This window comes from Bradyrhizobium sp. CCBAU 51745, from assembly GCF_028128715.1.
Lineage (GTDB): Bacteria > Pseudomonadota > Alphaproteobacteria > Rhizobiales > Xanthobacteraceae > Bradyrhizobium > Bradyrhizobium manausense.
Map to the genome: position 1 here is coordinate 80590 of NZ_LBJP01000090.1, position 15643 is coordinate 96232.

The 15643-nt window shown below is 63.4% G+C and carries 12 protein-coding genes and 2 tRNA genes; 5 read left to right on the plus strand and 9 right to left on the minus strand.

Annotated features, from left to right (window positions below):
* Positions 1–16 precede the first annotated feature (16 nt).
* Positions 17–994, plus strand: coding sequence for a cation diffusion facilitator family transporter (locus tag XH98_RS31875; RefSeq protein WP_271620974.1), 978 nt, complete (start codon positions 17–19; stop codon positions 992–994).
* A 215-nt stretch (positions 995–1209) separates the two neighbouring features.
* Here XH98_RS31875 and XH98_RS31880 read toward each other — a convergent pair whose 3' ends face one another.
* On the minus strand, positions 1210–2070 hold the full coding sequence (locus XH98_RS31880) for a class I SAM-dependent methyltransferase (RefSeq protein WP_271620975.1): 861 nt from the start codon (positions 2068–2070) through the stop codon (positions 1210–1212).
* Positions 2071–2199: 129 nt separating this feature from the next.
* On the opposite strand from XH98_RS31880, the gene XH98_RS31885 reads away from it, so the two are divergent.
* Positions 2200–2276: transfer RNA gene (locus tag XH98_RS31885), tRNA-Val, on the plus strand.
* Between the two features lie 146 nt (positions 2277–2422).
* Here XH98_RS31885 and XH98_RS31890 read toward each other — a convergent pair.
* The 6 genes from XH98_RS31890 to XH98_RS31915 form a co-directional block, all read right to left on the minus strand.
* Complete coding sequence (locus tag XH98_RS31890) at positions 2423–2827, minus strand: GFA family protein (RefSeq protein WP_271621057.1); 405 nt, start codon at positions 2825–2827, stop codon at positions 2423–2425.
* A 72-nt stretch (positions 2828–2899) separates the two neighbouring features.
* Positions 2900–5323, minus strand: a complete 2424-nt coding sequence (lon, locus tag XH98_RS31895) for an endopeptidase La (RefSeq protein WP_271600518.1) — start codon at positions 5321–5323, stop codon at positions 2900–2902.
* A 323-nt stretch (positions 5324–5646) separates the two neighbouring features.
* Entirely contained in the window at positions 5647–6918 is a 1272-nt protein-coding gene (clpX, locus tag XH98_RS31900) for an ATP-dependent Clp protease ATP-binding subunit ClpX (RefSeq protein WP_018642420.1), read from the minus strand.
* A gap of 448 nt (positions 6919–7366) precedes the next feature.
* Positions 7367–8002: an ATP-dependent Clp protease proteolytic subunit gene (locus XH98_RS31905; protein WP_271600517.1), complete on the minus strand. Its 636-nt coding sequence runs from the start codon at positions 8000–8002 to the stop codon at positions 7367–7369.
* 316 nt (positions 8003–8318) lie between these two features.
* The gene (gene tig / locus XH98_RS31910) at positions 8319–9677 is read right to left on the minus strand and encodes a trigger factor (RefSeq protein ID WP_271620976.1); all 1359 of its coding nucleotides are present in this window, start codon (positions 9675–9677) and stop codon (positions 8319–8321) included.
* Between the two features lie 182 nt (positions 9678–9859).
* A tRNA-Leu gene (locus tag XH98_RS31915) sits at positions 9860–9944 on the minus strand.
* 154 nt (positions 9945–10098) lie between these two features.
* Here XH98_RS31915 and XH98_RS31920 point away from each other — a divergent pair.
* Entirely contained in the window at positions 10099–11415 is a 1317-nt protein-coding gene (locus XH98_RS31920) for a multicopper oxidase family protein (RefSeq protein ID WP_271620977.1), read from the plus strand.
* A gap of 1 nt (position 11416) precedes the next feature.
* On the opposite strand, the gene XH98_RS31925 is transcribed toward XH98_RS31920, so the two are convergent.
* Positions 11417–11860 carry a GNAT family N-acetyltransferase gene (locus tag XH98_RS31925; protein ID WP_271620978.1) on the minus strand — a complete coding sequence of 148 codons (444 nt, stop codon included), beginning with the start codon at positions 11858–11860 and terminating at the stop codon, positions 11417–11419.
* Entirely contained in the window at positions 11860–13359 is a 1500-nt protein-coding gene (locus XH98_RS31930) for an NAD(P)H-hydrate dehydratase (RefSeq protein ID WP_271620979.1), read from the minus strand. Before XH98_RS31930 ends, XH98_RS31925 begins: the two co-directional genes overlap by 1 nt.
* 377 nt (positions 13360–13736) lie before the next feature.
* Between XH98_RS31930 and XH98_RS31935 the strand changes: the two genes are divergently transcribed.
* Together XH98_RS31935 and glnA are read left to right on the plus strand one after the other, a co-directional pair.
* Positions 13737–14075 (plus strand): P-II family nitrogen regulator, encoded by a 339-nt coding sequence (locus XH98_RS31935; protein WP_007603495.1) that lies wholly within the window; start codon positions 13737–13739, stop codon positions 14073–14075.
* Positions 14076–14228: 153 nt separating this feature from the next.
* Positions 14229–15638, plus strand: a complete 1410-nt coding sequence (gene glnA / locus XH98_RS31940) for a type I glutamate--ammonia ligase (RefSeq protein WP_057756260.1) — start codon at positions 14229–14231, stop codon at positions 15636–15638.
* The last annotated feature ends 5 nt before the right edge of the window (positions 15639–15643 follow it).

The window sequence follows — 15643 nt, forward strand, 5'->3', positions numbered from 1 at the left end:
CGGGGGAGCGCCAGGTTTGGGTAGCCACGACCATCATGGTCATCACCATCATGACCACGGCCACGCGCATCATCATGGCCATGACCATTCCCACGGTCATGGTCACGCCCATGTCCATGCGCCCGCCAATTTCGGCAAGGCGTTCGCGATCGGCATCGCGCTCAACACCGCGCTGGTCGTGGCGGAGGCGGTCTATGGCTATATCGGCAATTCCACCGCCCTGCTCGCCGATGCCGGCCACAATCTGTCCGACGTGCTCGGCCTGGTCGTGGCCTGGGGCGCCTCGGTCGCGGCGAAGCGCGCGCCGAGCGGCCGCTTCACCTACGGCTTCCGCGCCTCCACGATTCTGGCGGCGCTGGCCAACGCGGTGTTCCTGCTGGTCGCCACCGGCGCTATTGGCTGGGAGGCGATCCTGCGACTGCGCGAGCCGGAGCCCATCGCAGGCGTCACCGTGATGGTGGTCGCCGGCATCGGCATCCTCATCAACGGCTTTACCGCCATGCTGTTTGCGAGCGGCCGCAAGGACGACATCAACATCGAGGGCGCCTATCTGCACATGGCTGCCGACGCCGCGGTCTCGCTCGGCGTCGTGGTCTCGGCGGCATTGATCATCTGGACCGGTTGGCTCTGGCTTGACCCCGTCACCAGCCTCGCGATCTGCGCCAGCATCCTATGGGGCACGACGAGCCTGCTGCGCGGCTCCATCGACATGTCAATGGCGGCCGCGCCCAGAGGCACCGACCTCGTTGCGATCAAGACATTCTTGCTGGCGCGACCGGGCGTCTCGGCGATCCACGATCTCCATGTCTGGCCGATCTCCACCACCGAGACCGCGCTGACATGTCATCTCGTGATGCCATCAGGCACCGCCGATGCGTTCCTGATGGAGACCGCGCACCAGCTCAAGACGACCTTCCGCATCGGTCACACCACCCTTCAAGTCGAGACCCATCCGGACAATGGCTGCGCGCTGGCGCCGGACGATGTGGTGTGAGATCACCGTTTGAGAGAGCATATCTCTCGCCGTAACCCTGAGGTGGCCGCTTCTTCAGCGGCCCTCGAAGGGCGACGGCCCGGCTGCATCCCGGCCGTTCCTCCTTCGAGGCTCCCGGCGCGATGCCGAGCATCGCGCCGCTCGCACCTCCAGCGACAATGGCTTGCCATTGCGCGGGGATGACGGGTCTGAATGAGACGCAAGCCGCGACGGGCCTACCCCACCCTCGCCGTCACGATCCAGATCGCGCCCGGCAGCGCCACGTTCTGCCCCTTCACGAACGGCGCGAGCGTCTCGCGGATCGAGGCCTTGGCCGCCGCGACCGTCTCGGGCGGATGGCCCTGCAGCGCGCGGCTTGCGGGACCGATCTGCAGCGAGCCGTCGACGGCCGCATCGAGCCCGCCGCCGATGGCGATGTCCATCGGCAGATTATGCGGCTCCATCGCCACGTCCGCGAAACCGGCGCCCTTGAGGATGCGCATCACGCGCTCCTCGGAAGCAAACGCGAAGGGGCCCGGCTCCTCCGGCCCGACCGGCGGCATCTTCGGCACGTGCTTGTAGACCGCCATCAGCGGCGCCATCATCCACGGATTTTCCTTCGGCTCGCGCCAGCAGACGAAGGCGAGCCGTCCCGTCGGCTTGAGCGCCCGGCGAAGATTGGTGAAGGACGCAATCGGATCGGCAAAGAACATCACGCCGAAGCGCGAGGCGAGCAGATCAAAGCTCCCAGGCTCGAACGGATACACCGTCGCATCCGCCAGCACGAAATCGAGCGGCAGGCCCTTCGGCGCGAACGCCCGCGCTTGCGACAGCATCGGATCGGACACGTCGAGGCCAAGGGCGAAGCCGTCAGGTGCGACCGCTTTCGCGAATGCAAAGGTCGTCGCCCCCGAGCCGCAGCCAACGTCGAGAACGCGCTCGCCCGGCCTGGGCTTGGCGCGGTCGATCAGGACATCCGCGATAGGTCCGAGGAGGTTTTCTTGCGCCGCATGGCGATCGGCCCAGCGCTGCCCGCCGGGACCGTTCCAGTAAGCGATCTGGTCGGCGTTTTGTTCGTGTCCGCTCGGTTGCTGCATTGGGGCCTCTGCCGTTCTCTAGGGCGGGGTCATACCACGACGGCCGCCGTTCAGGGGGCAAAGGGGCCCGTTTTATGACAAGGCCACCTCTTGCTCCGAGACCCGGTGGAGCGCTAAAGAGGCGCCGTGGGGCGGTTAGCTCAGCTGGTTAGAGCATCTCGTTTACACCGAGAGGGTCCGCGGTTCGAATCCGTGACCGCCCACCAGCCTTCGCTCGCTTCGCGAGCTTCGGCTAGGCAGGCCAGCCAGGAACTTCATTGACGCGAAGCGAGTGAAGGCTGCCGCGCCGAAGCCGTTGGGCGAAGGCGGGCTTTGGGCCGCAAGCTACGCTACGGCTCGGCAAGCCGGCCCCTCAATCCCCCGGCCGGCCCGGCAGCAGTGGCACCGCGTCGATCCACACCGCAGCCGACCGGCACCAGATCTGCCTGACGGGGCGCAATTTGTCGCGCTGGCGGATCGAGCCCCAGCGGATGCCCCAATCGTCGGCCTGGTCGCCCTCGCCGCTGGTGAACAGCGGGGAACCGCAATCGGCACAGAAGTGCTGGAAGCGCATCCGTCCATTGTCACCGCGCTTGCCGTAGACCTTGGGCGCGCCGCTGGTGAGCTTGACATCGGCCGCTGTGCAGACGGCTGTCACCCGGAACGGCGAGCCCGTGAGGGTCTGGCAGTCGGTGCAGTGGCAGACTGACACCGCCTCGGGATCGATCTCGGCCTCATAGCTGATCTTGCCGCAGTGGCACTGCCCGTCGACCTGCATCACCATCCCCTTCCCCCACAATAAAAACGGCGCCCGAAGGCGCCGTTTTATCATGTTTTTGAAGTTGCGATCTCAGTGAGCGGTCAGGCCGCCGGCGGCCTCATCCCCGTCGGGCTTCACGGTCACCTTGGTATCCTCTTCCCAGACGATCGGCACAGGCTTCTTCACCAGCGCCTTGGCGATGACGTCGTCGAGACGCGAGACCGGAATGATCTCCATGCCGCCCTTGATCGCATCGGAAATCTCCGTGAGATCCTTGGCGTTGTCCTCGGGGATCAGCACCGTCTTGATGCCGCCGCGGGCCGCAGCCAGCAGCTTCTCCTTCAGGCCGCCGATCGGCAACACGCGGCCGCGCAGCGTGATCTCGCCGGTCATCGCGACATCGTGGCGGACCGGGATGCCGGTCATGACCGAGATGATCGCGGTGGCCATGGCCACGCCCGCCGATGGACCGTCCTTCGGCGTCGCACCCTCGGGCACATGCACGTGGATGTCGCGCCGGTCGAACAGCGGCGGCTCGACGCCGTAGTTGATCGCCCGCGAGCGGACATAGGATGCCGCCGCCGAGATCGATTCCTTCATGACGTCGCGCAAGTTTCCGGTGACCGTCATCTTGCCCTTGCCGGGCATCATGACGCCTTCGATGGTCAAGAGCTCGCCGCCGACATCGGTCCACGCCAGGCCTGTCACGATACCGACCTGCGCCTCGCTCTCGATCTCGCCGAAGCGGTACTTCGGCACGCCGAGGAGCTCTTCCAGAGTCTTCTCGGTGACCTTGACCGACTTCTTCTTGGAGATCATCAGCTCCTTCACCGCCTTGCGGGCGAGCGTGGAGAGCTCACGCTCCAGATTGCGCACGCCCGCTTCGCGGGTGTAGCGACGGATCAGAAGCAGCAACGCATCGTCGTCGATCGAGAATTCCTTGGAGTCCAGGCCATGCTTGGACACCGCGTTCGGGATCAGGTGCTTGCGCGCGATCTCGACCTTCTCGTTCTCGGTGTAGCCCGCGATCCGGATGATCTCCATGCGATCCATCAGCGGGCCGGGAATATTGAGCGTATTCGCGGTCGTGATGAACATGACGTTCGACAGATCGTAGTCAACCTCCAGATAGTGGTCGGCAAACGTCCCGTTCTGCTCGGGGTCGAGCACCTCCAGCAAGGCCGAGGACGGATCGCCGCGGAAGTCGGCGCCCATCTTGTCGATCTCGTCCAGCAGAAACAGCGGATTGGAGGACTTCGCCTTCCGCATCGACTGGATGATCTTGCCGGGCATCGAGCCGATATAGGTGCGGCGGTGACCGCGGATCTCGGCTTCGTCGCGCACGCCGCCGAGCGACACGCGCACGAACTCGCGCCCCGTCGCCTTCGCGATCGACTTGCCGAGCGAGGTCTTGCCGACGCCGGGAGGTCCGACGAGGCACAGGATCGGCCCGGTCAGCTTGTTGGCGCGCGACTGCACCGCGAGATACTCGACGATACGTTCCTTGACCTTCTCGAGACCGTAGTGATCGGAGTCCAGGATGGCCTGCGCCTGCTCCAGGTCCTTCTTCACCTTGGACTTCTTGTTCCACGGGATCGACAGCAGCCAATCCAGATAATTGCGCACAACGGTCGCTTCCGCGGACATCGGCGACATCTGGCGCAGCTTCTTCAATTCATGCTGCGCCTTGTCGCGCGCTTCCTTGGAGAGCTTGGTCTTGGCGATCTTCTCTTCGAGATCGGCGAGCTCGTCGCGACCGTCGTCGTCGCCGAGCTCCTTCTGGATCGCCTTCATCTGCTCGTTGAGATAATACTCGCGCTGGGTCTTCTCCATCTGGCGCTTGACGCGTGAGCGGATGCGCTTCTCGACCTGCAGCACAGAGATCTCGCTCTCCATCAGGCCCAGCACCTTCTCCAGGCGCGTGGTGACGGACAGCGTCTCCAGGATGCCCTGCCGATCCGCGATCTTGACCGCAAGATGCGAGGCAACGGTGTCGGCGAGCTTGGCGAAATCGGTGATCGCCTGCACGACGCCGACGACCTCCGCCGAGATCTTCTTGTTGAGCTTCACATAGCTCTCGAAGTCGGACACGACGGAGCGCGCCAGCGCTTCCGCCTCGACCGACTTCGCATCGGTGTCGGCGAGCGCAACGGCGGTGGCCTCATAATAGTCGGCGCGATCGGTGTATTTTGACACGCGTGCGCGCTCGAGCCCCTCGACCAGCACCTTCACGGTGCCATCAGGGAGCTTCAAGAGCTGCAGCACGCTGGCAAGCGTACCGGTCTCGTAAATGGCATCGGGCGCCGGATCATCGTCGGACGCGTTCTTCTGCGTCGCGAGCATGATCAGCGCGTCGTTCTTCATCACCTCTTCGAGCGCGCGGATCGACTTCTCGCGACCAACGAAGAGCGGAACGATCATGTGCGGGAAGACGACGATATCGCGCAGCGGCAACACGGGATAAGCGTGCGTCTCGCCATGGACGATGGTTGGCCGGGGTTTTGGATTAGTCATGGCCTTTTCCTTTTGCTTTGCCCCCTCGCACGCAGCCCGCATCTGGTGCGCAACCGCCACAAGGTGCCGAGATGATCCACGAACCCGGTCTACCCTTCTTAGGTTGGACCGGGCTTGCCGGATCGAAACTGAGGCGAATCTTGAACAGAATTCTCGCTCGCCGCGGACATTAGGTGGCTATCGACCGGGGGGGTGTCAAGTCATTGAAAAACACGCGCCATCAGGCGCTTACGCAACCTGCAAGCGACGCAATTCCGGCTGCGGAGAAGATGTCCGCAGCCGCTACTATCAAACACGGCAGGAAGCGTTCCAGCGCCGGGAAATCAGGCGCTGGCGTTCTCGACCGCGCGATCGGTCCGATCGGCGTAGATGTAGAGCGGACGCGCCGTGCCTTCCACAACTTCGCGGGAAATCACGACTTCTTCCACACCTTCCAGGCCCGGCAGGTCGAACATGGTCTCGAGCAGGATCGCTTCGAGGATCGAACGCAGACCACGCGCGCCGGTCTTGCGCTCGATCGCCTTGCGGGCGACCGCGCCAAGCGCCTCGTCGGCGAAGGTCAGCTCGATGTTCTCCATCTCGAACAGCCGCTGGTACTGTTTCACCAGCGCGTTCTTCGGCTCGGTGAGGATCTTCTTCAGCGAGGTCTCGTCCAGATCCTCGAGCGTCGCCACGACGGGCAGACGACCGACGAATTCGGGGATGAGCCCGTACTTCAAGAGATCCTCAGGCTCGACGTGACGGAAGATCTCGCCGGTCCGGCGGTCTTCCGGCGCCATCACCTGGGCGGCGAAACCGATCGAGGTGGACCGGCCACGCGCCGAGATGATCTTCTCGAGGCCGGCGAACGCACCGCCGCAGATGAACAGGATGTTGGTGGTGTCCACCTGCAGGAATTCCTGCTGGGGATGCTTGCGGCCGCCCTGCGGCGGGACCGAGGCCACCGTGCCTTCCATGATCTTCAGCAGCGCCTGCTGCACGCCCTCACCCGACACGTCGCGCGTGATCGAGGGATTGTCGGACTTGCGACTGATCTTGTCGATTTCGTCGATGTAGACGATGCCGCGCTGAGCGCGCTCGACATTGTAGTCGGCAGCCTGGAGCAGCTTCAGGATGATGTTCTCGACGTCCTCACCGACATAGCCGGCCTCGGTCAGCGTGGTCGCATCCGCCATGGTGAACGGCACGTCCAGGATGCGGGCGAGCGTCTGGGCGAGCAGCGTCTTGCCCGAGCCGGTCGGACCGATCAGCAGGATGTTCGACTTCGCGAGCTCGACGTCGTTGTGCTTGGTCTGGTGATTGAGGCGCTTGTAGTGGTTGTGCACCGCGACCGACAGGACCTTCTTCGCATGGCTCTGCCCGATGACGTAGTCATCCAGCACCTTGCAGATTTCCTTCGGCGTCGGAATGCCGTCGCGCGACTTGACCAGCGAAGACTTGTTCTCTTCGCGGATGATGTCCATGCAGAGCTCGACGCACTCGTCGCAGATGAAGACCGTGGGACCCGCGATCAGTTTGCGGACTTCGTGCTGGCTCTTGCCGCAGAACGAGCAATATAGCGTGTTCTTGGAGTCGCTCGTGCCGACCTTACTCATTCATGTCTCCGTCCGCGGTTCGATCCCGTCCGCTCGATCGTCCCATCCCGAAACGTTGGCGGGTAAGGGATTCAAATAGAGCAAATTCCGTACCAAAAAAGACCCTACGCGTTACATCTCGTGCGAATCAGGGTCACTCGATTCTCCGCGATCATAGCCGATCAATCGTAGCCAACCATGCTGTCACCCGACTATCAAGAATTCGCTAATCGGGGGGCGCCGGCTACCCGTTACAATACCGTGATTTCAGGTCTTGGCACGGGCGAAGTGACCGAAATCACCCCGACGTTGCTGGATTACCACGAAAAAACGAGCACGAAAGCGGAACTTTCCGCTTGTCGCAGGGCGCAAAACGGCTTTTTGCGCCCTCGCGAACGCGTTCCCGACATAAACGCGGCGCTGACGATCCCCACTGATTGCGGCGATCGCCGTCGCAGTCCCGGTCCTGCTACGGGGTCTTCACAGGCGCGGCCTCTTCGGCGCGCTTGTCGATGACCTTGTCGACCAGACCGAACTCCTTGGCGTCGTTCGCGGTCAGGAACTTGTCGCGTTCCAGCGCATCCTCGATCGACTTGTAGGTCTGGCCCGTGTGCTTCACGTAGATCTCGTTGAGCCGCTTCTTCAGGTTCAGGATTTCCTGCGCGTGCAGCATGATGTCGGTAGCCTGGCCCTGGAAGCCGCCGGAGGGCTGGTGAACCATGATGCGCGCGTTCGGCAGCGAGAAGCGCATGTCCTTCTCGCCGGCGGCGAGCAGCAGGGAACCCATCGAAGCCGCCTGGCCGGTGCACAGCGTCGAGACCGGCGGGCGGATGAATTGCATGGTGTCATAGATTGCAAGGCCCGATGTCACCACGCCGCCCGGCGAGTTGATGTACATCGAGATTTCCTTCTTCGGATTTTCCGCCTCAAGGAACAACAGCTGCGCGACGATCAACGTCGACATGCCGTCCTCGACCGGTCCGGTCACGAAGATGATGCGCTCTTTCAACAGGCGCGAGAAAATGTCGTAGGCGCGCTCGCCACGGTTGGTCTGCTCGACCACCATGGGCACGAGGTTCATGTAGGTTTCAACCGGATCGCGCATGAGTCACCTAGGGTTTTAGAGACGGACATCGCCAGTCCTGGCTGCAGTCCTGGCTGCCGTCCTGGCTGCCGGTCGGACTGGATGTGCCTGAAGGCCGATGGACGTCCCGTGATGCAGGAAGTTGGTAGAGGTAGAACGCGTAGGTACCGACAGATATAGCGCAATTCGCGCCAGACAAGTGCGGAGCGAATTAAGGCTTAATCCACCGAGCCCTTTGCGGCACTTGAAGCTGATTCTCGCAAAAAGGCCCAGCCGGCCATCTGGCTAGCTGGGCCCGTTCGCTGATCATCCTTAATAGAAGACTGTGTCAAAGCCTTCAGGCTGCAGTCTTTTCCTCGTCGTCCTTGTACAGGTCCTCGCGCGAGACCTTCTTCTCGGTCACGTTGGCAAGCTCGAGGATGAAGTCGACGACCTTGTCCTCATAGATCGGTGCGCGAAGCTGGGCCAAGGCCTGGGCATTGTTGCGATAGAAGTCCCAGACTTCCTTCTCGCGGCCCGGCATCTGGCGCGCCCGCTCGATCACCGCGCGGCCGACTTCGTCGTCGGTGACGGTAATCTTGTTCTTCTCGCCGATCTCCGAGAGCACGAGGCCGAGACGGACACGGCGGTCGGCGATCTTGCGGTACTCTTCCTTGGCGGCCTCTTCAGTGGTGTTCTCGTCGGCGAAAGTCTTGCCGGCGGAATCCATCTCGGCCTTGACCGAGTTCCACATCAGGTTGAACTCCTCCTCGACGAGCGAGGACGGCGCCTCGAAGCGATGCGCCTCATCGAGACGATCGAGCAGCGCACGCTTGACGCGCTGGCGCGTCGCACCGGCGAACTCGGCAGCCAGGCGCTCGCGCGCGGCTTCCTTCAGCTTCTCCAGCGATTCCAGGCCGAGCGTCTTGGCGAACTCGTCGTCGACGGTGATGTCCTGCGGCGCTTCGATCAGCGTCGCGGTGGTCTCGAACTCGGCCGGCTGGCCGGCGAGCATCTCGCTCATGTAATTCTTGGGAAACGAGACCTTCAGCGTGCGCGTCTCATTCGCCCCAATGCCGATCAGCTGCTCCTCGAAGCCCGGAATGAAGCTGTTGGAGCCGATCACGACCTGGATGCCCTCACCGGTGCCGCCCTCGAAGGCTTCGCCGTTGATGGTGCCCTTGAAGTTGATGGTGACGCGGTCGCCGGACGCGGCCTTCTCGCCCTCGGCCTTGGCGGCATAGGTGCGGTTGCTGTCAGCGATGCGCTTGATCGCCTCGTCGACGTCCGAATCGGACACGTCGGCGACGGGCTTCTCGACCTGGAAGCTCTTGAAGTCGGCGAGCGCGATGGCAGGCACCACTTCGATCGCAACCGTGTAGGTCAGATCGGTCTTGCCGTTCAGCAGCTCCTCGACCTCGGCCTTCTCGGTCGGCATCGTGATCTTCGGCTCGGTCGCGAGCTTGAAGCCGCGCTCGGAGAACAGCTGGGTGTTGGTGTCGCGGATGGTCTGGTCGATGGTCTCGGCCATCACCGAGCGGCCATAGACCTTCTTGAGGTGAGTGACCGGCACCTTGCCGGGACGGAAGCCGTTGAGGCGTACCTTGTCCTTGAGGTCGACGAGCTTGGCGCCAGCCTTGGCGTCGAGATCAGACGCGGGAACGCTGATCTTGAACTCGTGCTTCAAACCTTCCGAGAGGGTTTCTGTGACCTGCATGGCGTCCAATCTTCTTCTCGTTCGGCCCCGGCACGCTAACCGCGTCGGGACGCTGTCATTAATCGATCCAGCGCGAGGCAAACGCCTCAACGCCGGTGGTTCATCGAGCCCGGCCCCAGACGGAAAAACTTCCGAACGGGAGCCAAGGCCCCTCAGTAATCCGTGCAAACGCGATAAGCGCTTGGTGCGGGCGGAGGGACTCGAACCCCCACAACTTTCGTCACTGGAACCTAAATCCAGCGCGTCTACCAGTTCCGCCACGCCCGCGTGAATTTGCATCAACACCGGCCGCGATGCCGCGGGCGGCCGGGCTTATAGCATGTGCCCGACTGTTCGCAGCAAAAAAATGGCCTGATGGAGGCAGCCCTCAAGTAGGTACGATGGCTGGACTTATCCAGCGCGGCGTGATCCGGATCCAGCCATGAAACCGCGGATTCTTGCCCCTGATCGGCGTCAGGTTCTGGCGGGGCTGGCAGCCTCGCTCGGAGCCCCGGCGGCCGGGTTCCTGGCCGGTGGCGCAGCCCCGCTCCCCACCGCCCAGGTCCTTCTCCAGGCCAGACCCGCAACTCTGGATCTGAGACCGGGTCAGCCGACTACAGCGATCTGGGAGCTTGCTGCCGCAAGCCACACCAGGGGCGTCCATCTCAGGCGCGGCGACCTCTGCGAAGTGGTGTTTCGTAACGACCTGCCTGTGCCGCTTGCGCCGGCCTGGTACGGCCTGAACGGCGCAGCCGTGGCCGACCCCCAACGGGGGCGCGCGCCCACAGCTCCGGGGACCACGGAAACATCAACGATTTCAGTATTATCAGCGGGAACCCTGCTGACTGACTTCCGGCTGTTCGAAGACAGACTGAAGCAGCCCGCGCGGCCGCTTCCGATCATCGCTGAGGAGACAGGGCTCGTCGCCGTTGATCGCGACGAGGTCCTGCTGATCGAGGAATGGCGCCTGAGGCAGGACGGCAGCGCCGTCCCGCCGGGCCAGGATCCGAAGGACACCACGGCGCTCTATACGATCAACGGGCAGACTTCATTCGAACTCTCAGCCTCCGGCAACGAGCGACTGCGGCTGCGATTTATCAATGGCTCGCAACGCTCTGTTCTGGCGATCAAATTGGAGGGTCACGAAGTCCGGGTCATGGCCCTGGACGGCCAGCCGGCCGAACCATTCCCGGCACGCAACGGCGCCCTCGTGCTAGCTCCCGGCGCAAGGGCCGATGCTTTTGTGGATACGGCCAGATCGGCCCAATTCCTTTTACACGATGGCAAGGAGGCGCGCCGGATTGGGGCCCTCATGGTCACCGGCTGGCTGGAGCGGCGCGCGCCTCTCCTGCCGCCGCGGCCGCTGCCCTCGAACGATTTGCCCGAAAGGCTCGACCTCAAAGGAGCCCTGCGGCTGGATGTCGTGCTCGGCGCACCCGAAACCGGATGGGCGCGGACTGCCAACTTTTCCACCGCCTCTGACCCCGCCTTCCGCACCAAAGCCGGCCGCACCGTCATGCTCGCCTTGAAGAACCCGGCCCCCGTTGCCAACGTCTTCTCTCTGCACGGCCACCATTTCCGCCTGCTCGACAAGCTCGACGACGGCTGGAAGCCCTACTGGCTCGACACGCTCGCCATCGAGCCCGGCCAGACCGAGCGCATTGCCTTTGCCGCAACCTCGCCGGGGCGCTGGCTGATCGAATCCGTCGTGACCGATTGGTCCGCACCGCGGCTGGTGCGCTGGTACGGGGTGGAGTGAGCTATCGGCCCGACCGCGACCAAACGTACCGCGCGTCTGGCTCTTTCTCCTCGTTCCGCATTCCATCGGTCTGCTCAACCAGCGTGAACCCGCGCGCCTCATAGAAGCGCCGCGCCGGTGCGTTGCGCTGGAAGGTCCAAAGCTCAAGCTGTTCGCTGGCGGCTTTGGCGACGTTGAGGAGTTCGGTGCCGATGCCGCGGCCGTGTGCGGCGGGGTGGACGTAGAGCTGCTCGATCCAGCCGTCGCGAAAGGCGATGATCCCGCAGAGCTGATCGCCGTCGAAATGTCCCCACACGCGGCAGGCCGGGAAAACCAGCTCGCGATAGAACCAGCGGTCTTGATCCGGCGGGCGCAGCCCGACGAGCCATGGCATTGCGTGATCGAACGCGATCCGATGGACTTGCGCCGCGGCGCCCATATCGGTGAGCGCAAGCGGTCTCAGCATCAATACTCGATCCCGAGCGCGTTATAGATCCGCCGGTGCACGGCCGGCAGGGTCTCGGTGAGATCTTCCGCGATCAGTCCCGGCCCTGCTTCGCTGGCCGCTTCACCGTGCATCCACACCCCGATGCTGGCGGCCTCGAAGGCCGGTACGCCCTGCGCCAGGAGCCCTGCGATGATGCCCGAGAGCACGTCGCCGGCGCCGGCGGTGGCGAGCCAGGGCGGCGCGTTGGCGGCGATGGTGGCGCGGCCGTCGGGCGCGGCGATGGTGGTGTCGGGGCCCTTCAGCAGAACGACGGCGGCGGAGCGTTCAGCGGCAGCACGCACGCGCTCGAGCTTCGAGCGGCCAGGAGTCTTGTTGCTGAGATCGGAGAACAGCCGCGGAAACTCGCCCTCGTGTGGGGTCAGCACCACGGCTGTGTCCGGCGACGACTTGATCGATTCAAATAGCCGCTCCGGCTTTGCGGCAAAGCTCGTCAGCGCGTCAGCGTCGAGCACCAGATGCCGCTGCGCGGTGAGCGCGATGTGGACCATGTCGCAGGTGCGCTCGCCAACACCCGCGCCGGGCCCGATCATGCAGGTGTTGTACCTGATGTCTCCAAGCAGCTCGCCGAACTCGATCGCGGTGTCCACGGGGCGAACCATCACGGCTGTCAGCGCACTTGCGTTGATCGCAAGCGCATCGCGCGGGGTCGCGAGCGTCACCAGGCCCGCGCCGGCGCGCAAGCTCGCTCGGGCAGCAAGCCGTGCCGCGCCGGTCGCAGCGGCATCGCCCGATACCGCAAGCACGTGGCCGCGCGCATATTTGTGGCCATCAATACGCGGCACCGGGAAAGCGGCGCCCCAGAAATCCGGATCGTTCTCAAAAATCTTCGGCGTGATCTCGTCGAGCACCTGCGCGTCGATCCCGATATCGGCAACGCGGACGCGACCGCAATGCATGCGGCCGGGCAACAGGAGATGCGCGGGCTTCTTGCGAAAGAAGGTGACGGTCTCGGTCGCGTTCACCGCGACGCCCATCACCGCAGCGCTGGTGCCGTTGATGCCGCTCGGCAGATCGACTGCAAGCACGGGCGCGCCATTAGCGTTGATGGCCTCGATCATCGCGCGCGCCTCGCCGTCAACAGGGCGGCTGAGGCCGGCGCCGAACAATGCATCGATGATCAGCGCCGGCTTTCCGATCGCCTGCGGATTGAACGGCAGCACCGGATGCTTCCAGCCGCGCGCAGCCGAGGCCGCATCGCCCTGGAGCTGGTCGCGCTCGCACATCAGGATGACCGAGACCTCGCGCCCTTGCGCAGCGAGCTCGGCGGCTGCGACAAAACCGTCGCCGCCATTGTTACCGGGACCGGCGACGATCAGGATCGGCCCCTCCTCCACCAGCGCATTGGCGGCCTCCGCAACCGCCTGGCCCGCGCCCAGCATCAGCTTGAAGCCGGGCGTGCCTGCCGCAATGCTGAGCTGGTCAGCCCGCTGCATCTCAGCGTTGGTCAGTACTTCCATGCCACTTCCCTGGTCCAAACGCCCTTTCAACAGGCACGTCCTGTGCCCACACACCCAACGAAACAATTGATTGCACAGATATTGAACCGTTTGCCTATTTCGTAGCCTGCGGTATTTTGAGCCGGCCGGCCCCACCTATCTGAGATGCACGTTAAAAGGCTGATAACGCTCCAATATCCAGGGCATTTGCAACTTGGCATAGACCCTGCTTTCGAGGAAGCCGCTTCGGTTCGTCGTGCTCACTGGCATCTTCTGGGTGTGGCCGGCCGTTGTTGCCGGGCTGGTCAGGTCCCGGCATGACGAAGACAAATCGTGCGTGAGACAAGCGCATCCTGACGACGACGTTGCTATTTGATCGAAATGCCGGGAGGCGCGCAGTGAAGAAAATCGAAGCCATCATCAAGCCATTCAAGCTCGACGAGGTGAAGGAAGCGCTTCAGGAAGTTGGTCTCCAGGGGATTACCGTAACCGAGGCCAAGGGTTTTGGCCGCCAGAAGGGCCACGCCGAGCTGTATCGCGGCGCAGAATACATCGTCGATTTCCTGCCCAAGGTGAAAATCGAGATCGTGATCGGCGACGACCTGGTCGAGCGCGCGATCGATGCGATCCGCCGCGCCGCGCAAACCGGGCGCATCGGCGACGGCAAGATTTTCGTCTCCAATATCGAAGAGGCGATCCGCATCCGAACCGGCGAATCCGGGCTGGACGCTATCTGAGCCGGGTGCTATCTCGCATTTTGCGACACTCTGACAAGAAATAAGGCTGCTTCGGCGGCCTGATTTCGTTTGTGCGCTCGCGCAAAAACTCGCCGAAAGCGAGAATAATTTTGCTCATCTGGAAACCGACCCGCAGAGCCAAAAGGGGTATGCATGAAGACCGCCAAAGACGTCCTGAAATCGATCAAGGACAACGACGTCAAATACGTCGACCTGCGCTTCACCGATCCGCGCGGCAAGTGGCAGCACGTGACCTTCGACGTCACCATGATCGAAGAGGACACGTTCGCTGAGGGCGTGATGTTCGACGGTTCCTCGATCGCGGGCTGGAAGGCGATCAATGAGTCCGACATGTGCCTGATGCCCGATCCGGTCACGGCCACGATCGACCCGTTCTTCGCCGAGACCACCATGGTCATCGTCTGCGACGTGCTCGAGCCGACCACGGGCGAGCCCTACAACCGCGACCCCCGAGGCATCGCCAAGAAGGCCGAGGCCATGGTGAAGTCGATGGGCGTGGGTGACACCGTGTTCGTCGGTCCCGAAGCCGAGTTCTTCGTGTTCGACGACGTGCGCTATTCGTCCGATCCCTACAAGACCGGTTTCCGGCTCGATTCCTCGGAGTTCCCGACCAACTCCGACACCGAATATGAAGGCGGCAATCTCGGCCACCGCATCCGCACCAAGATGGGCTACTTCCCGGTGCCGCCACAGGATTCCGTGCAGGACATGCGCTCGGAGATGCTGGGCGCCATGGCCAAGATGGGCGTGAAGGTCGAGAAGCATCACCACGAGGTTGCATCGGCGCAGCACGAGCTCGGCATGAAGTTCGACACGCTGACGCTGATGGCCGACCATCTGCAGATCTACAAATACTGCATCCATCAGGTCGCGCACATCTACGGCAAGACCGCCACCTTCATGCCGAAGCCGGTCTATGGCGACAACGGCTCGGGCATGCACGTGCACCAGTCGATCTGGAAGGACGGCAAGCCGGTGTTCGCGGGCAACAAGTACTCCGACCTGTCGGAGACCTGCCTGTCCTACATCGCCGGCATCATCAAGCACGCCAAGGCGATCAACGCCTTCACCAACCCGACGACCAACTCCTACAAGCGTCTGGTCCCGGGCTATGAGGCGCCGGTGCTGCTCGCCTATTCCGCGCGCAACCGCTCGGCCTCCTGCCGCATCCCCTACACCGCTTCGCCGAAGGCCAAGCGCGTCGAGGTGCGCTTCCCCGATCCGCTCGCCAATCCCTATCTCGGCTTCGCCGCGATGCTGATGGCCGGCCTCGACGGCGTAAAGAACAAGCTCGATCCGGGCCCGGCAATGGACAAGGACCTCTACGATCTGCCGAAGGAAGAGCTGAAGGCGATCCCGACCGTATGCGGCTCGCTCCGCGAGGCGCTGGAAAACCTCGACAAGGATCGCGGCTTCCTCAAGAACGGCGGCGTGTTCGACGACGACTTCATCGACGCTTACATCGAACTGAAGATGACCGAAGTCGCCCGCTTCGAGATGACCCCGCACCCGGTCGAATTCGAGATGTACTATTCGGGCTAAGCGGC